This window comes from Curtobacterium sp. VKM Ac-2884 (genome assembly GCF_015350945.1).
Taxonomy (GTDB): Bacteria; Actinomycetota; Actinomycetes; order Actinomycetales; family Microbacteriaceae; genus Curtobacterium.
This window is the reverse complement of record NZ_JADKSA010000007.1, coordinates 55,456-71,163: the sequence shown is the minus strand read 5'-3', so window position 1 is coordinate 71,163 and position 15,708 is coordinate 55,456. Positions and strand designations below refer to the sequence as shown.

Sequence of the window (15,708 nt, the reverse complement as noted above, 5' to 3'; positions counted from 1 at the left end):
TGCTCTCAGGGACGCATCCGCGAGAGCCGTCGGGGTGTCACGCCCGCCGCATCGTGTCCCGGGGGTACTCGCCGTGGCGCTCGAGGTAGGCGGCCGAGAACCGACCAGCGTGGGCGAACCCCCACTGGCGGGCGACGTCGGCGATGCTCGTCCCCGCCGGGTCGGCGTGCAGGAGCTCGTCGCGCACCCGGTCGAGACGGACCCCGCGCAGGTAGCCGTTCGGGCTCACCCCGAGCTGCCGCTGGAACGCCTGCTGCAGTGCACGCAGGCTCAGGGAGGCCACCTCGGCCAGGTCGGTGCTCGTGATCGGCAGGTGGGCGTGCTCGTGCACGTACTCGACGGCCCGGCGGATGTGCGCGTTGCGCGGGAGCAGCAGTTCGTCCGGCAGCGTGGCCGACACGACCGGGTACAGCTCGAGCAGCGCCAGTGCCCCCAGCCGGCCCATCTCCGCCTGCAACAGCGGCGAGACCTGCCGATCCAGCACCGTGTGCGAGATGAGCTTGACGGTGTTCCGCCACATCGTCACGGCCCGGTCGTCGGGTTGCACGGTGTGGTCGAGCTGCACGCCGCCCGACGCCGCGCCGCGCTCGCCGGCGACCTCCTCGAGCGACGCCCGGTTGATCTGGACGAGACGCTGGTCGTAGTCCTGGTACGTGAACGCGGCGCCGTCCTGCGGCCACAGCTGCGGCCGGCCCACGGCGCTCACGAGGCGGTCGTCACCCTCGCCGATGAAGCCGGTACCCCGGGTGATCCACTGCACGACGAAGTCGTCCGACGGCGTCATGACGCCGTCGAGGTGTCCGTCGAACCGGATCGCGCGCAGCGTCATCGTCGAGTCGCCGACCGCCGAGTACCGGAAGGTGAAGGGCTGCGCGGTCGTCTCGGCGCACCATTCGGAGGCGTCGTACGCCCCGACCAGGAAGTCGCGTGCTTCGTCGACGTCGGCAGACCGGACGTCGTCCTGCACGCGAGCTCGTTCGTCTGTCATCGGTTCACCGAGAGCAGTGTGACCGAACGGACACGCGTCGTCCGTGTCGCTGTCCGAGAAGCGCTACCGACGATCGTCGGCGCGTGGAACGGACGCTCGTGGCGACGGGACGATGTCCGGATTTCGACCGCCGGGCCGCTCCCGACATCCGCGATCCGTCGAGTCTCCGGTCCTGGCGCGCACCGACGACCCCGCTGCTCGTACGGTCGTGTCATCCAGCGGCAACGGGCCGCTCAGGAGAACACGAGGACGACATGACCGCCGTGACCGCAACTCCGGTCCACCCGATCAGCGCACCCAAGCACGCCTTCGAAGCGACGTCGGTGTCCGGCCGGCGCAACCGCCACCGCGGCGGCTTCAGCGAACTGCGGGATGCCCAGCGACAGCGCACGCTGCAGATCGCCGCGGTGAGCACCGGGATCGTCTCGGTGAGCGTCCTCGCGTCCGCCGCCGCCGTGCTCGGACTCTCCGCGTGATCCGCGACGGATCCGCGGTCGAGGACGTCCGCACCCAGGCCATCGACATGACCGCGCTCTTCGCAGAACAGGAACGGCACGATGCCTGACCAGACCACGCTCGAGCAGCTCCGCCAGAGCCCCGTCGAGTGGCGACGACGCGGTCTGACGCCGCCCGCCGACCTCCACGAGATCGTCCAGGCCCGCCTCAGTGCGCACATGGGTCACGCCGACCCGTCCTACGCGGACTTCTTCGTGTCCTGACACCTGCCGCCGTCCGCACCGATCGATAGGGTGATCCCCACTTCCCCATGACGCTCCTCACACTCACGCCCCCGGCCGTCGAGACGACCGCGCAGCGCACCGCATCCAAGGCCGCCGACGACCTCTTCACGGCGCACGGCGTGATCCCGGTGCGCTTCGAGGACGTCGCCGCGCACGCGGGCATGAGCGTGGACGAGCTGACGGCGGCCTACCCGTCCAAGCAGGCGCTCGTGGTGGCGGTCCTGCGACGCTGGCACGGCGCGTGGCGTCGCGCCCTGGACCACATCGCCACCACCTCGGCGGATCCCCGCGACGAGATCCTCGGCATCTTCAGCTACCTCGAGGAGTGCTTCGCGGACGAGGGGTGGCGCGGCTGCGCGTTCATCAACGGACACGCCGAGCTCGGACGGCAGGACCCGGAGATCGCCGCGCTCGCAGCCGAGCACTTCCGCGACGTCGCGAGCCACCTCACGTTGCTCTGCACCCGTGCGGACATGCCGGCGCACATCGCCGAGACCCTGTCGCTGCTGGTCGAGGGCGCCCGGGTGGAGTCAGCCGTGCAGGGATCGGCGAAGCCGGCCCGGAGCGCGCGACTCGGAGCGGCCATGATCATGTCGGTGTTCGAGGAGCGCACGACGTTCTGACCGCACGTATGATCCGGGGAACCACTCGTCACCGAAGACGGAGACCGGAATGACGCGCACCGAGCCCACCACCGCCGCTCACCACGGCACCCCCAGACCGACCCGGGCCACCGCCTCGGTCGCCGCGATCCTGGCCGAGTCCGCCGCGCGGTACCCGGACGACGTCGCCGTGATCGTCGGTGACCACCGCACCACCTACGCCGAGCTGTGGTCCGAGACCCTCGCCTACGCCGGAGCACTCCGGGCCCGCGGGGTCACCGAGGGATCGCGCGTGGCGATGCTCGTGCCGAACGTCGCGGACTTCGCCCGCGTCTACTACGCCACGCTCGCACTCGGCGCCGTCGTCGTCCCCGTGCACGCGCTGCTCAAGCGGCGCGAGATCGAGTACCTGCTGCAGGACAGCGGCGCCATGCTGCTCGTCTGCGCTGCCCCGCTGCTGGCCGAGGGCGCAGCCGGTGCCGAGCTCGCCGGCGTCGACGTCATCACGGTCCTCGCACCGGCCGACCACGACGACCACGACGACCGCGACGACCGCGACGGCCACGACGGCCCGGACCGCCTCGAGGCCCTGGCCGCGGCAGCCGAACCCCTCGACACCTACGTCCCCCGCGACCCCTTCGACACCGCGACGATCCTGTACACGAGCGGGACCACCGGCAAGCCGAAGGGTGCAGAGGGCTCGCACTTCGCCCTGCTCGAACAGGTCAACACGAACCTGATGAGCACCTTCGACATGCACCGCGGCGACGTCCTGCTCGGGGCGCTCCCGCTGTTCCACACGTTCGGTCAGACCTGCACGATGAACACCGGGTTCCGCGCCGGCGCCACCATCGTGATGCTGCCGAAGTTCGACGGCGACGCAGCACTGTCGGCGATGGTCGAACACGGCTGCGAGATCTTCATGGGGGTGCCGACGATGTACATGGCACTGCTCGACGCCGCGACCCGCAACGACGCGAGACCGGACCTGCGCTACGCGATCTCGGGCGGAGCGTCGTTGCCGTTGGCCGTCCTCGAGCGGTTCCAGACGGTGTTCGACGCGCCGATCCACGAGGGCTACGGCCTGACCGAGACGTCGCCCGTGGCCACCTTCAACCACGTCGGCCGAGCGCCGCGACCGGGGACGATCGGGACGCCCGTGTGGGGTGTCGACGTCGAGATCGCCGACCCGGCCACGCCCGACGCGATCGTGCTGCTGCCGCACGGCGAGATCGGTGAGCTCGTCATCCGCGGGCACAACCTGATGAACGGGTACCTGGACCGGCCGGAGGACACCGACGCGGCGATCGTCGACGGGTGGTTCCGCACCGGCGACCTCGGCACGAAGGACGACGACGGCTTCCTGACGATCGTCGACCGCACCAAGGACATGATCATCCGCAACGGCTACAACGTGTACCCGCGGCAGGTCGAAGAAGTACTGGCGACGCACCCGGACGTCACCATGGCGGCGGTCTTCGGCGTCCCGCACGAGCTGCACGGCCAGGAGATCGAGGCCGCCGTGGTGCTCCGAGCCGGCGCGACCGTCAGTCCGGACGAGCTCGTCCACTTCGTGTCCGACGAGATCGCGGCGTACAAGTTCCCGCGCGTCGTGCACGTGGTCGACGCCCTGCCCCTCGGACCGAGCGGCAAGGTCCTGAAGCGGACGCTGGTCGAGCAGTTCAGCACACCGGTCGACGCGGCGGCTGCTCCGGCCTGACACACTCGGGGCGTGATCACCAGGCCGCGTTCCGCATGCTTCGCCGTCGCCCTGACCGCGGGCCTCGTCCTGTCCGGGTGCGCCGGCCCCGCGGGCGTGGGCGCCGGCCCCACGGGCGCGGACGCCAGCACGCCCGCCTGGTTCGACGTGACGGGCTTCCAGCCGGAGGGAGCGGACCCCGGGCTGATCGACGCCAGCGCATCGGCGTTGGACGTCGTCGGCGTCGACGGGCTGCTGCTGAGCCGGACCGGCGAACGCGTCACCGCACCGTCTCCCGAGGCCAGGACACAGCGCGACCGGGCGCACGCCCGCGGGCTCGAGGCGCAGCTGCTCGTCAGCAACTACGCCGACGGCGACTTCAGCGAGCCGATCGCCCGGAGGATGCTCCGGTCCCCCGCCAACCGGTCCCACGTCGTCCGCGCGCTCGCGACCGACGTGGGATCCGGCGGGTGGGACTCGGTCATGATCGACCTCGAGGCGTTGACCGCGGCCGACACGGCGGGTTTGACGGCCTTCGCGCGGGAGCTCCGTGCGGCGGTCGGCGACGACGTCCGGCTCGACATCGCCCTGTCGGCGTCGACGACCGCGGCCGGGTACGCGCGCATGGGGTACGACGTCCGGGCACTCCGCGCTCCGCTGGACCACCTCACACTGATGGCCTACGACCAGCACGGCCCGTGGGAGCCGGACGCACCGGGGCCGGTCGGGTCGTTGCCCTGGGCGGCGGAGTCCGCCAGGGCGCTCGCCACCCTCGCACCCGCCGACCAGATCGTGCTCGGCGTCGCCGGGTACGGCTACCACTGGAAGGGGCCGCGACCGGCGGGGCAGCTGTCCGACGACCAGGCCCGTCGTCGCGTCCGGAAGGCCGGCGTCACCCCGACATGGAACGCGACAGCGGGCGAGTGGACGGCGGCCCTGCCCAGCGGCGAGGTGCTCTGGTGGTCCGACGCGCGGTCGCTGCGCGAGCGCGTGGCCCTCGCCGAGCGGCTCGGCCTGACCGGGGTCGCCGTCTGGTCCCTGGACCTGTCCGACACGCTGGTCACGGTGCACTGACGGCGACCAACGAGCGGACGGGAGGCCCGGTGCGGGCCCGCCACGGGCCTCCCGTCCGCCGCCGCGCGACGCAACCGCCGTGGCGGGCTTGACAGCGTCGGCTAATGGTCTTAGCTTTTAGCTAACACACTTAGCCATGGAGGCAGTCATGCTCGAACACCTGCGCACCGACGACGGCACCATCGCGTACGACGTCAGCGGCGACGGACCGCTCGTCGTCCTCGCACACGGCATGGGCGACAGCCGGCACGCGTACCGGTTCCTGGTCCCCGAGCTCGTCGCCGCCGGCTACCGGGTGGCGAACGTCGACATCCGCGGGTGCGGCGACTCGAGCACGGGATGGGCGTCGTACCAGCGCGCCGACATCGCTCGCGACCTGGTCGCCGTCGTCCGGCACCTCGGCGGCCCCGCGGTCATCGTCGGACAGTCGATCAGCGGTGGGGCGGCCACCATCGCCGCCGCCGATGCCCCCGACGTCGTCGCCGGCATCGTCGAGCTCGCGCCGTTCACGCGCAAGCAGTCGTTCGACCTCGGCGGCCTGCTCCGGAACCGCCACCACCGCGCCGGCACGTTCCAGCTCGCCAAGGTGATGACGACCGGGAGCCTGGCCGGCTGGCTGGCCTACCTGGACCTCGCCGTGCCGACGAAGCCGGCCGACTGGACCGAGGAACTGGGCCGCATCGAGTCGACGCTGCAGCAGCCGGAACGGATGGCGGTGCTGCGCGCGATGACGAAGACCTCGCCCGCCGACGCCGGTGCACGGCTGGCGGACGTGCAGTGCCCGGTCCTGGTGATCGAGGGCAGCGCCGACCCCGACTGGGCCGTCCCGCGGGCCGAGGGCGAGCGGGTCCTGGCCGACCTGCCCGACGGGCTCGGCGAGCTGGCCGTCATCGACGGTGCCGGCCACTACCCGCACACCGAGACCCCGACCGAGGTCCTCGCGCTCGTGCTCCCCTTCCTCGGCCGCACGCTCGCGCCGGTCGGTGGCCACCGTGGCTAGGGCAGGACTCGACCCCGCCGCCGTCACCACCGCCGCGGCGGGGCTGGCCGACGAGATCGGGCTCGCACGGCTGAGCATGAGCGTCGTCGCCGAACGGCTCGGCGTGAAGTCGCCGTCGCTCTACAAGCACGTCGACGGGCTCACCGACCTGACCCGCCGGATCGCGATCCTCGCCGCGAACGAACTCGGCGACGACCTGCGCGACGCGATGCAGGGGCTCGCCGGGCGCGATGCCGTCGAGGCGGCCGCGCAGACCGTCCGCCGGTACGTGCAGCGGCACCCCGGTCGGTACGAGGCGACGGTCGGGATCCGTCCCACCGGGCCGGACGACCCCTTGGCCGTCGCCCTGGAGCGCACCCTCGCCTCGTTCGCAGCGGCCCTGCGCGGCTACGGGCTCGACCCCGCCGACGAGGTGCACGCGCTCCGCCTGCTGCGCAGTGTCCTGCACGGCTTCGCGACCATCGAGACGTCCGGCGGGTTCCAGATGCGCACCGACGTCGACACGAGCTTCGAGTGGATCATCGCGTTCCTCGACCGGGGGTTCCGCGCGACGACCGCTCCTGACCACGATCCGGACTCCCTGAACCGGTAGGGTTGTCACGAGCCAACATTCACTGCGGAAGGTGTGCCATGCCCCTCGACGATGAAGCCCCTGGTCGTGTGCTCGCACCGGGCCAGACCTGCCGGATCCGGATCTGGCACCGAGCCGATCGCAGTGTGACGACCGTGCACGAGTCCGCCGAGCGGCTCTACGAAGCGCCGAACTGGACCGCCGACGGCCGCCTCGTGCTGAACGGCGACGGGGCGCTCTGGACGATGCCGGCCGACGGCGCCGCAGCTCCGGAGCACGTCGCGATCGAGGGCGTCCCGCCCCTGAACAACGACCACGTGCTCGATCCCGACGGCGTCACCGTGCACGTCAGCGCGAACGACTTCCACATCTGGAGCGCCCCGCTCGCCGGCGGCGCAGCGACCCGGGTCACCGCGGACGACGGCGGCCTGCACTTCCTGCACGGCGTCAGCCCCGACGGCTCCGAGCTCGCCTACGTCCGGCTCGACCCGTCCGGTGACGCCGTCTGGTCCTCGGGGACGATCCGGGTGATGGGCGTCGACGGCGGCGCGGACCGCGCCGTGACGACGGACCCCTCCGCCGCCGACGGCCCGGAGTGGACGCCGGACGGCGCGTGGATCCTGTTCAACACCGAGCAGTTCGAGTCCGCACCGGGGCACGCGCAGATCGCCCGGATCCGACCGGACGGCACCGGGATCGAGCAGCTCACCGTCGACGAGCACGTCAACTGGTTCCCGCACCCCGCCCCGACCGACGACGCCGCCGTCTACCTGTCGTTCCCGCCCGGCACCGAGGGGCACCCGGCCGACGAGCGCGTGCGGTTGCGCCTCGTCACCGGTGACGGATCCGTCAGCACCTGGGGACCCGAGGTCTGGCAGGCAGCCGAGACCGTCGTCGAGCTCGACGGCGGGCAGGGCACCCTCAACGTCAACGGGTGGGCTCCCGACGGGTCCGGCTTCGCCTTCGTCGACTACCCCACCGGAGACCCCGCATGATCGTCCACACCGTCTGCTTCACGCTCGTCCACGCCGCCGGCTCCCCGCACGAGGCCGCGTTCCTCGAGACCGCCCGCGACACCCTGCCGGCGATCCCCGGCGTGCAGGACTTCACGGTGTCGCGCCAGGTGTCCACGCAGAGCGACTTCCGGTTCCAGTTCTCGATGGCGTTCGCCGACCAGGACACCTACTCGGCGTACGACGCGCACCCCGCGCACCAGCGCTTCGTCGCCACCCGCTGGGCGGACGAGGTCGCGTCGTTCCAGGAGTTCGACTTCGTGCCGCTGCCCGCCTGAGGGGGCGTCCGCTGGGCGTCCGCCGGGCCCCCCAGGTTCCGAAATCGTCGCATCTCGGGGCGCCCTGGGGCCGTCCGCGGAACCTCGGGGAACGTGAGCGGCAAGTCGTGGAACCTCGCGGATCGCGGACGCGGGCTGCGAAGGCGACCCCCAGGTTCCGAAATCCTCGCATCTCGGGGCGCTCTAGGGCCGTCCGCGGAACCTCGGGGAACGTGAGCGGCAAGTCGTGGAACCTCACGGGTCGCGGACGGGACCGGGTGACGGACGGGAGGCACGGTGCCAGCTGGCACCGGGCCTCCCGTCCGCATCTGGTCGCGTCAGGGACGCAAGGCGAGGAACGCGCGCAGGCCAGCGACGACCAGGTCGTGGTCCTCCATCGAGGACAGGCCGGAGGCCGTCGCCGCGGCGACCACTCCGGCGCCGCGGACCCGGATCGGGAACGACCCTCCGGTCACGGCGTACTCGGCGCCGAGCCACCCGATCGCGGCGGGATCGACCCCGGCGGCGGACAGCCGGGCGTCGACGAGGGCACTCGACTGCTCCATCCGGAGCACCACCGCGGCCTTGCGGTCGATCCAGACGTGCTGGTCCGGGGTGATGCCCGGGGTCGCCGCGCGGAACAGCCCGAGGCCAGGACGCCGGATGTCGATGCCGACGGCGTGGCCGGCCTCGCGGGCGATGCCGCGGATCAGGGAGCCCAGCTCCCAGGCGTCGTCGTGGGTGAAGGCGTCGAGCACGAGGTCGCGCTCCTGCTGTTCGAGGGTGGTGATGCGGTCGGACATCGTCGTCTCCTGCTCAACCCGCGGCGATCTGCGCGCGGGCGGTGTCGATGGTCTCGAGGATCGAGATCGTCTCGTCGAGGGTGTGGAACGGGGACTCCGTCCGCCCCTCGCCGACGAAGCGTGCCAGGGCGGTGGCTTCCCAGGCCAGGGCGGCAAAGCCCCGCAGGGGTGTCGGGTCCTGCCAGTGCAGGGCGGGCGAACCGTGTGCTGCTGCCGAGATCGTGAAGGTCGTCGGGTTGTAGAACGGTCCGGCGAAGTCGATCGTGCCCTCGGTGCCGGCGATCGACGCGGTCGTCGGCGTCCGCGCGGCGATGGTCGTGTGCAGGACGGCCTGGGCGGCGCCGTGTCCGAGGACGAGTGAGCCGGAGGCGTCGACGCCGGACTCGGTCATCCGGCCCCGTGCCGTGACGCGGTCCGGGGACCCGAGCACCATCGAGGCGAACTGCACGGTGTAGATGCCGAGGTCGAGCAGCGCTCCCCCGCCGAGCTCCGGACGGAACAGCCGGTGGTCCGGGCCGAACGGGATCGCCTGGCCGTGATCGGCGAGCACGCTGCGCACCTCGCCGAGCGCACCGTCCGCCAGCAGGGTGCGGAGCACCGAGGCCTGCGGCAGGTAGCGGCTCCACATCGCCTCCATGACGAACACGCCGGCTGCGCGGGCGGCATCGGCGACCGCACGGGCTTCGGCAGCGGTCACCGTGAAGGGCTTCTCGACCAGGACGTGCTTGCCGGCGGCGATCGCGGCGAGGGCGGTCGGCGCGTGGTCGCTCTGCGGGGTCGCGATGTACACGACGTCGACATCGGACCGTGCCAGCAGTGCGTCGACGCTGCCGAGCGCGTTCTCGATCCCCCGTTCCGCGGCGAACCGTTCGGCCCGGTCGAGCGAACGTGAGGCCACCGCGACGACGCGTTGGGCGGTGTGGGCACCGAGCGCGTCGGCGAACTCACCGGCGATCCAGCCGGGGCCGACGATGCCCCAACGCAGGGGCGGGCTCGCCGGAATCGGCGGTGAAGACGTCGGGTTCAGGCAGGGCGCTCGGGATCATGGTGGCGAGGTTAGCACGAGCCAAAACGACGTGTGGGCGATGCGGAACGACATGGTGGACGTCGTGCGCCGACCACGATGTCGTTCCGGGTCAGCGCGCGACGGGACCCGTCGACTCGCGCACCACGAGGCCGGTCGGTGTCGCGACCCGACGTCGCTCACCACCGTCACCCGAGGTCCGGTCGAGGACCGCAGCGAGGGCCGCCTCGACCGTCGCCTCGACGTCCTGGTGCACCGACGTCAGGCGGTGGTAGCTGAGCGACGCGAGGTAGCTGTCGTCGAAGCCGACCACCGACACCCGCCCCGGCACGTCGACCCCGTGCTGCGCGAAGACGGCGAGCAGGCCGGTGGCGCACTGGTCACCGCAACAGACCACGGCGGTGGGCAGGGCGTCGCGGGCGACGAGCGTGCGGGCGGCTGCGGCGCCATCCTCTTCGCTGAAGCCGCTGGGGACGACGTCGGTCTCGGCTGCGAGTCCGGCGCCCTGCATCGCGTCGCGGTAGGCGGTCGCACGATCGCGGCCGACCAGTCCGTCCTCGCCACCGACGTACGCGATGCGGCGGTGACCCAGGTCGACCAGGTGCTCGACCGCCGCGCGGAGCCCACCGACCTCGTCCACGTGCACGTTGTCGGCGTACGGGGCATCCGTCCACTCACCGAGGAGCACGACCGGCACGAGACGGCTCGCCTCCTCGAGCGCGGTCGCGTCGGGGTCGGGGTTGAACACGACGAGGGCCTCGACGCGTTCGCCGAGCAGGTCGGCCACCACCTGGTCCGTGGAGCGCTCGGCGCCGGCGGGCCCGAGGGCGACGCCGAAGCCCTGCTCGGCCGCACGCGCGAAGAGCCGTTCGACGAACCGCACCTGGAACGGGTTGCGCATGCTGAAGACCGCGCCGATGAGCCGCGTGCGGCCCTCGCGGAGCAGCCGGGCCGAGGTGTGCGGCCGGTAGCCGAGTTCAGCGGCCGCCGCGAGGATCCGGTTGCGGGACGCCGCGCTGGGACCGGGCGCACCGCGGAGCACGAGCGAGACGAGCTGCCGGGACATCCCGACGTGCTCGGCGACGTCGCGCATCGTCGGCAGGCGGCCACCGGTGGGGCGCCGCTCCGGCAGGTCGTCGGTCCCCGTCGTCACCCGGCCAGTCTGGCACGTGCGAAGGACGCGCCGACCAGGCGGCCCGTGACGGTCAGGTGAGCCCGACGTTCCGCAACCACCGGTCGAGGTCGTCTCCGGCAGCGCGCTCGCGGACGTCTTCGCCGCGCACTGCGAGCCCCTCGCCGAGCGTCGCCCCGGTGTCGAGGTCGCGGTAGAAGGACTCGGTGGAGCCCAGACCGCTCACCGCGTACGTGACGATCGGCAGCAGCCGCTTGCCGGACAGGTCGACGGCCTCGACGAAGGTCGCCATGATCATGGGCGGCTGGACGTTCCAGATCGGGCTCCCGAGCAGCACCGTGTCGTAGGCGCGCAGATCGGGCAGTTCGCTCGCGATCTCCGGACGGGCGTCGTCGTCCTGCTCCGTGCTGTTGCGCGCCACGGTGGCGTCGTAGCGGTCGGAGTAGGGGTCGGCGGCCTCGATGCGGACGACGTCGCAGTCGATCCGGTCACCGATCAGACGGGCGAGGACCTCGGTGTTGCCGATGTCGATGGTGCGCCGGCCGCCGTTCCAGTAGTTCTCGCCGGGTCGGGAGAAGTACGCCAGCAGGACGCGGTCGTCGCGCGCGGTCGGGGACACGGTGCTCCTCGGGGTGGTGGACGGAGTGGGCGCGGTGGTGCACGCGGCCAACAGCCCACCCACGGCGACACTGAGCGTGCTCGCTGTGGCGGTCCGCAGCACCTGGCGGCGGGTGGACTGCCGGCCGGGCACGCAGATCAGGCTTCGGCGCGACCGGTGAGCCAGCGGACCATGTCGGGGTCGACGTGGGAGAAGAACTGCGACTCACCCGCCTCGAGCTCGGCGATCGTCGCCATCTGCTCGTCGGTGAGCTCGAAGTCGACGACGTCGAGGTTCTGCCGCATGCGCTCGGGCTTGACGGACTTCGACACGACCACGACGCCGCGCTGCACGAGCCACCGGAGCACGACCTGCGCGACCGACTTGTCGTGCGCCGCACCGATCTCGGACAGGACCGGGTTGGCGAACAGGTCGTTCTTGCCCTCGGCGAACGGCGCCCAGGCCTCGAGCTGCACGCCCTCGCCCCGCAAGAGTTCCTGGTAGTCGGCCTGCTGGTGGAACGGGTTCGTCTCCATCTGGTTCACCGCGGGCACGACGTCGGCGAACGCGATCAGGTCCACGAGTCGGTCGGCGGCGAAGTTGGACACGCCGATCGCGCGGAGCCGGCCGTCTCGGTGCGCCGTTTCGAGGGCACGCCACTCGCCGTAGTAGTCACCGAACGGCTGGTGGATCAGGTACAGGTCGAGGTAGTCCAGGCCGAGCTTCTGCAACGACGTGGTGATCGCATCACGGGCGCCGTCCTCGCCGCGGCGCTGGATCCACAGCTTCGAGGTGATGAACAGCTCCTCGCGGGGCACACCGCTGGCGGCGATGCCACGGCCGACGGCTTCCTCGTTGCCGTACGAGGCGGCGGTGTCGATCAGGCGGTAGCCGGCCGTGATCGCAGCGGTGACGGCCTGCTCGGTCTCGTCGGCGGGGATCTGGTACACACCGAAGCCGAGCTGCGGCATCGTCGTACCGGTGTTGAGGGTCACTGTGGGAGTCGTCTTCGCCATGACTCCCATGAGACTCCCGCGGCGGCGTCCGTGGGAGGGCGGGCTCTTCCGTGTACCAGCAGTCACTCCTTCGCGACAGCGCGTCGTCGTACGGTGAGGGGCATGGACAACCAGGCCGAGGTCAGTGACTTCCTCCGCACCCGGCGTGCTCGCATCACGCCCGAGCAGGCCGGCCTCATCAGCGGCGGTCGGCGACGCGTCCCCGGGCTCCGTCGCGAGGAGGTCGCGATGCTCGCGGGGACGAGCATCGACTACTACGCAAAGATCGAGCGCGGGAACCTCTCCGGGGTGTCGACCGAGATCCTCGAGGCGATCGCCCGTGCGCTGCAACTGGACGACGCCGAGACCGAGCACCTGCACGACCTCGCCCGCGGCGCGGCTCCGGCCCCGATCCGTCGGCGGACCACCACGCCGGAGCCGGTCGTGCGTCCGAGCCTCCAACGCTTCCTCGACACGGTCACCGGGACACCGACGTGGGTGCGGAACCGGCAGATGGACATCGTCGCGACGAACCCGCTCGGGCGGGCGCTCCTGGCACCGGTCCTCGACGCCCCGGGCGCGCAGGGCAACAACGCACGCTTCACGTTCCTCGACCCTGCGGCCCGGACCTTCTACCCGGACTGGGTGGCGGGCGCGAACAGCATCGTCGCGACGCTCCGACAGACTGCCGGACAACACCCGCACGACAAGGAACTCACCGGACTCATCGGGGAGCTCGTGACCCGGTCCGACGAGTTCCGGGCCCGCTGGGCTGCCCACGACGTGCGGTTCCACCGCACCGGTGCGAAGCGGATCCACCACCCCGACGTCGGCGACCTCGAGTTCACGTACGAGGCGTTCGACCTGCCTGACAGTCCCGGGTGGACCATGTACGCCTGCACGGCGACAGCCGGGTCGCCCACCGGAGAACGCCTCACCCTGCTCGGCAGCCTGTCGGCGACCTCGGCAACGAGCTGACGTGGGTACCGTCACTCCCGTGCCCGGTCCTCGCCTCATCCACCACCTCGGGGTCTTCGCCAGCGACTTCGCCGCGAGCGAGGCGTTCTACACGGCAGCACTCGCGCCACTGGGGGTCGAGGCGGGCTACCGCACCGAATCCGTCGCCGAGTACTGGACCACCGGCCAGGACACCCCGAGCGTCTCGCTCGAGACCGCACCCACGACGGCGACGGTGACCCGTGGTCTGCACCTGGCGTTCGAGGCGTCGAGCCGCACCGAGGTCGATGCGTTCCACCGGGCGGCCGTCGCGTCCGGCGGGCTCTCGCGCCACGAGCCTCGGTACTGGCCCGAGTACCGCGCCTACACGGCGTTCGTGAGCGACCCCGACGGCAACAACGTCGAGGCGCTCGTCAAGGAGCACTGAGCGCGGCGACGCCGCCCGTCGGTTCCCTCAGCGTGCCTGCAGGCGACCGTTCGCCGACGCGGCGGCGTCGGTCATGCGTCGCAGGAACGCCAGGACGACCCGCGTCTCCACAGGATCGGTGTCCCGCACCGTGGCGGCGATCTCGGCACCGGAGAACGCGAGGAACCGCCCGCTCTCGGCTCGCGCGGACTCGGTCGGCCGCAGGGTGACCCGCCGTCGGTCGGCGCTCTCGCGGTGCCGGGTGACGTGCCCGGCCCCTTCGAGGCGGTCGAGCAGTACCGACGTGGCGCCCGACGTCATGCCGATCCGCCGGGCCAACTGCGCCGGGGAGAGTGGCTCGCCGGCCTGGTCCGCCCACACGATCTGCCCGAGGGCGTTCGCGTCGGAACCGGGCAGACCGATCCACGACGACAGGTGGCGCTGGAGTTCGTCGAAGGTGACGGCCCAGTCGCGCAGCGCGTGCATGACGGCCACCTCGTCGTCGGACCACACCGTGGTGAGGGGGTCGATGTCGGGCATCCAGCTTCCTTTACTGTGCAGTTGCTTTACTGTGAAGCATGACCTTACAGCACGCAGTGATCTCCGGAGCCAGCATCGCAGGCCTGTCCGCCGCCTGGTGGTTGCGCCACGTCGGGTGGCAGGTGACGGTGATCGAACGTGCGCCGTCCTTCCGCGACGGCGGGCAGAACGTCGACGTCCGCGGGGTCGCTCGCGAGGTGCTCGAGCGCATGGGCCTGGTCGACGCCGTCCGCGCACGCAACACGACCGAGACCGGGACGGTGATCGTCGATCGTGACGGCAACGTCCGGTCCGAGCTGCCCTCCGACGGCCCGGACGGTGCCACCGCCGAACTCGAGGTCCTGCGCGGCGACTTCGCCCGGGTGATCCTCGACGATCTGCCCGACGGCGTCAGCATCGTCTACGGCGAGACGATCCAGGACGTCGACGACCAGGCCGGCGGACGCCGGGCGACCGTGACCACCGACGCCGGACGGGTGCTCGACGCCGACCTCGTGGTCATCGCCGAGGGCGTCCGCTCCCGGACCCGCGACAGGCTCTTCGCCGCGGAGGGCGAGGTCGACGAGCGGGACCTCGGGGTGACCATGGTCTTCGGGACGATCCCGCGCACGCCGTCCGACGACGACCGCTGGCGCTGGTACAACGCCGTCGGCGGGCGTCAGGTCCACCTGCGCCCGGACCCGTACGGCACGACGCGGGCGATCCTGGCCTACGCCGGCGGCGACGACCTGGTCGGCCGCTCGCGGTCGGAGGCCCTGGCGACACTGCGGACCCGCTACGCCGACGCCGGCTGGCAGACCGAGCGCGTGCTCGACGGGTTCGACGGCTCGGACGACGTCTACCTGGACGAGCTGACCCAGATCCGGATGCCGCGCTGGCACCGCGGCCGCGTGTGCGTGATCGGCGATGCGGCCTGGTGCGTGACACCGATGGGTGGCGGTGGCGCTTCGCTCGCCCTGACGAGCGGGTACGTGCTGGCGGCATCGGTCACGGCGGACGAGGACCTCGACCGCGCGCTCGACGCCTTCGACACGTGGATGCGCCCCCTGGTCGACAAGATCCAGGGCATCCCGAAGGGCATCGTGCACTTCGCGTACCCGCAGACCCGGCTCGGGCTCGCCGCCCGGGGTGTGGCGGACAAGGTGCTGCTGTCGGCGCTCTTCCGACCACTGGCAGCACGGCTGACCCGGGTCGCCGACAGCGATCGCCCCCTGCCGCCACTGCCCGAGACCCTGCAGCAGGGTTCGCGGTAGCGCTGCCGGGGCGGGCCGTGCGTCCTGATCCGTCCGCACGGCCCGCCCCGTCGGCG

19 protein-coding genes are annotated in these 15,708 nt (G+C 71.8%); 12 read left to right on the top strand and 7 right to left on the bottom strand.

Annotated elements, in window-relative coordinates:
• Window positions 1-37: 37 nt before the first annotated feature.
• Window positions 38-988, bottom strand: coding sequence for an AraC family transcriptional regulator (locus ITJ60_RS17355; protein WP_194648836.1), 951 nt, complete (start codon window positions 986-988; stop codon window positions 38-40).
• A 254-nt stretch (window positions 989-1,242) separates the two neighbouring features.
• On the opposite strand from ITJ60_RS17355, the gene ITJ60_RS17350 reads away from it, so the two are divergent.
• The 9 genes from ITJ60_RS17350 (at window position 1,243) to ITJ60_RS17310 (ending at window position 7,965) form a co-directional block, all read left to right on the top strand.
• Entirely contained in the window at window positions 1,243-1,464 is a 222-nt protein-coding gene (locus ITJ60_RS17350; RefSeq protein WP_123672963.1) for a hypothetical protein, read from the top strand.
• A gap of 81 nt (window positions 1,465-1,545) precedes the next feature.
• Entirely contained in the window at window positions 1,546-1,707 is a 162-nt protein-coding gene (locus ITJ60_RS17345) for a hypothetical protein (RefSeq protein ID WP_194648835.1), read from the top strand.
• A gap of 47 nt (window positions 1,708-1,754) precedes the next feature.
• Window positions 1,755-2,351 carry a TetR/AcrR family transcriptional regulator gene (locus ITJ60_RS17340; protein WP_194648834.1) on the top strand — a complete coding sequence of 199 codons (597 nt, stop codon included), beginning with the start codon at window positions 1,755-1,757 and terminating at the stop codon, window positions 2,349-2,351.
• A gap of 49 nt (window positions 2,352-2,400) precedes the next feature.
• A complete protein-coding gene (locus ITJ60_RS17335; protein ID WP_194648833.1) occupies window positions 2,401-4,050 on the top strand; it encodes a long-chain-fatty-acid--CoA ligase in 1,650 nt (549 codons plus the stop codon).
• Window positions 4,051-4,062: 12 nt separating this feature from the next.
• On the top strand, window positions 4,063-5,103 hold the full coding sequence (locus ITJ60_RS17330) for a glycosyl hydrolase family 18 protein (protein ID WP_323749210.1): 1,041 nt from the start codon (window positions 4,063-4,065) through the stop codon (window positions 5,101-5,103).
• A gap of 136 nt (window positions 5,104-5,239) precedes the next feature.
• Window positions 5,240-6,103 (top strand): alpha/beta fold hydrolase, encoded by an 864-nt coding sequence (locus ITJ60_RS17325; protein WP_228510605.1) that lies wholly within the window; start codon window positions 5,240-5,242, stop codon window positions 6,101-6,103.
• Window positions 6,096-6,695: a TetR/AcrR family transcriptional regulator gene (locus tag ITJ60_RS17320; RefSeq protein ID WP_194648832.1), complete on the top strand. Its 600-nt coding sequence runs from the start codon at window positions 6,096-6,098 to the stop codon at window positions 6,693-6,695. Before ITJ60_RS17325 ends, ITJ60_RS17320 begins: the two co-directional genes overlap by 8 nt.
• Window positions 6,696-6,733: 38 nt before the next feature.
• Window positions 6,734-7,669: a TolB family protein gene (locus ITJ60_RS17315; protein WP_194648831.1), complete on the top strand. Its 936-nt coding sequence runs from the start codon at window positions 6,734-6,736 to the stop codon at window positions 7,667-7,669.
• The gene (locus tag ITJ60_RS17310; RefSeq protein WP_123294686.1) at window positions 7,666-7,965 is read left to right on the top strand and encodes a Dabb family protein; all 300 of its coding nucleotides are present in this window, start codon (window positions 7,666-7,668) and stop codon (window positions 7,963-7,965) included. The genes ITJ60_RS17315 and ITJ60_RS17310 overlap by 4 nt, the downstream gene beginning before the upstream one ends.
• Window positions 7,966-8,282: 317 nt before the next feature.
• On the opposite strand, the gene ITJ60_RS17305 is transcribed toward ITJ60_RS17310, so the two are convergent.
• The 5 genes from ITJ60_RS17305 to ITJ60_RS17285 form a co-directional block, all read right to left on the bottom strand.
• Window positions 8,283-8,747 carry a heme-degrading domain-containing protein gene (locus ITJ60_RS17305; protein WP_194648830.1) on the bottom strand — a complete coding sequence of 155 codons (465 nt, stop codon included), beginning with the start codon at window positions 8,745-8,747 and terminating at the stop codon, window positions 8,283-8,285.
• 13 nt (window positions 8,748-8,760) lie between these two features.
• Entirely contained in the window at window positions 8,761-9,720 is a 960-nt protein-coding gene (locus ITJ60_RS17300) for a Gfo/Idh/MocA family oxidoreductase (protein WP_323749213.1), read from the bottom strand.
• A gap of 163 nt (window positions 9,721-9,883) precedes the next feature.
• Window positions 9,884-10,924 carry a LacI family DNA-binding transcriptional regulator gene (locus ITJ60_RS17295; protein WP_323749209.1) on the bottom strand — a complete coding sequence of 347 codons (1,041 nt, stop codon included), beginning with the start codon at window positions 10,922-10,924 and terminating at the stop codon, window positions 9,884-9,886.
• A 52-nt stretch (window positions 10,925-10,976) separates the two neighbouring features.
• Window positions 10,977-11,654, bottom strand: a complete 678-nt coding sequence (locus tag ITJ60_RS17290; protein ID WP_194648829.1) for a flavodoxin — start codon at window positions 11,652-11,654, stop codon at window positions 10,977-10,979.
• A 5-nt stretch (window positions 11,655-11,659) separates the two neighbouring features.
• Complete coding sequence (locus ITJ60_RS17285) at window positions 11,660-12,517, bottom strand: aldo/keto reductase (protein WP_194648828.1); 858 nt, start codon at window positions 12,515-12,517, stop codon at window positions 11,660-11,662.
• A 102-nt stretch (window positions 12,518-12,619) separates the two neighbouring features.
• On the opposite strand from ITJ60_RS17285, the gene ITJ60_RS17280 reads away from it, so the two are divergent.
• Window positions 12,620-13,474 carry a helix-turn-helix transcriptional regulator gene (locus tag ITJ60_RS17280; protein ID WP_194648827.1) on the top strand — a complete coding sequence of 285 codons (855 nt, stop codon included), beginning with the start codon at window positions 12,620-12,622 and terminating at the stop codon, window positions 13,472-13,474.
• A 19-nt stretch (window positions 13,475-13,493) separates the two neighbouring features.
• On the top strand, window positions 13,494-13,880 hold the full coding sequence (locus ITJ60_RS17275; protein WP_194648826.1) for a VOC family protein: 387 nt from the start codon (window positions 13,494-13,496) through the stop codon (window positions 13,878-13,880).
• Between the two features lie 27 nt (window positions 13,881-13,907).
• Here ITJ60_RS17275 and ITJ60_RS17270 read toward each other — a convergent pair whose 3' ends face one another.
• Window positions 13,908-14,399 carry a MarR family winged helix-turn-helix transcriptional regulator gene (locus ITJ60_RS17270; protein WP_194648825.1) on the bottom strand — a complete coding sequence of 164 codons (492 nt, stop codon included), beginning with the start codon at window positions 14,397-14,399 and terminating at the stop codon, window positions 13,908-13,910.
• Between the two features lie 38 nt (window positions 14,400-14,437).
• On the opposite strand from ITJ60_RS17270, the gene ITJ60_RS17265 reads away from it, so the two are divergent.
• Window positions 14,438-15,652, top strand: coding sequence for an FAD-dependent monooxygenase (locus tag ITJ60_RS17265; protein WP_194648824.1), 1,215 nt, complete (start codon window positions 14,438-14,440; stop codon window positions 15,650-15,652).
• Window positions 15,653-15,708 lie beyond the last annotated feature (56 nt).

Bases quoted from the DNA above. Each gene is read 5' to 3' on its own strand.
- ITJ60_RS17350 (WP_123672963.1), top strand. From the start codon at position 1,243: ATGACCGCCGTGACCGCAACTCCGGTCCACCCGATCAGCGCACCCAAG.
- ITJ60_RS17355 (WP_194648836.1), bottom strand. From the start codon at position 988: ATGACAGACGAACGAGCTCGCGTGCAGGACGACGTCCGGTCTGCCGAC.
- ITJ60_RS17270 (WP_194648825.1), bottom strand. From the start codon at position 14,399: ATGCCCGACATCGACCCCCTCACCACGGTGTGGTCCGACGACGAGGTG.
- ITJ60_RS17310 (WP_123294686.1), top strand. From the start codon at position 7,666: ATGATCGTCCACACCGTCTGCTTCACGCTCGTCCACGCCGCCGGCTCC.
- ITJ60_RS17280 (WP_194648827.1), top strand. From the start codon at position 12,620: ATGGACAACCAGGCCGAGGTCAGTGACTTCCTCCGCACCCGGCGTGCT.
- ITJ60_RS17325 (WP_228510605.1), top strand. From the start codon at position 5,240: ATGGAGGCAGTCATGCTCGAACACCTGCGCACCGACGACGGCACCATC.
- ITJ60_RS17305 (WP_194648830.1), bottom strand. From the start codon at position 8,747: ATGTCCGACCGCATCACCACCCTCGAACAGCAGGAGCGCGACCTCGTG.
- ITJ60_RS17265 (WP_194648824.1), top strand. From the start codon at position 14,438: ATGACCTTACAGCACGCAGTGATCTCCGGAGCCAGCATCGCAGGCCTG.
- ITJ60_RS17340 (WP_194648834.1), top strand. From the start codon at position 1,755: ATGACGCTCCTCACACTCACGCCCCCGGCCGTCGAGACGACCGCGCAG.
- ITJ60_RS17335 (WP_194648833.1), top strand. From the start codon at position 2,401: ATGACGCGCACCGAGCCCACCACCGCCGCTCACCACGGCACCCCCAGA.
- ITJ60_RS17345 (WP_194648835.1), top strand. From the start codon at position 1,546: ATGCCTGACCAGACCACGCTCGAGCAGCTCCGCCAGAGCCCCGTCGAG.
- ITJ60_RS17285 (WP_194648828.1), bottom strand. From the start codon at position 12,517: ATGGCGAAGACGACTCCCACAGTGACCCTCAACACCGGTACGACGATG.
- ITJ60_RS17315 (WP_194648831.1), top strand. From the start codon at position 6,734: ATGCCCCTCGACGATGAAGCCCCTGGTCGTGTGCTCGCACCGGGCCAG.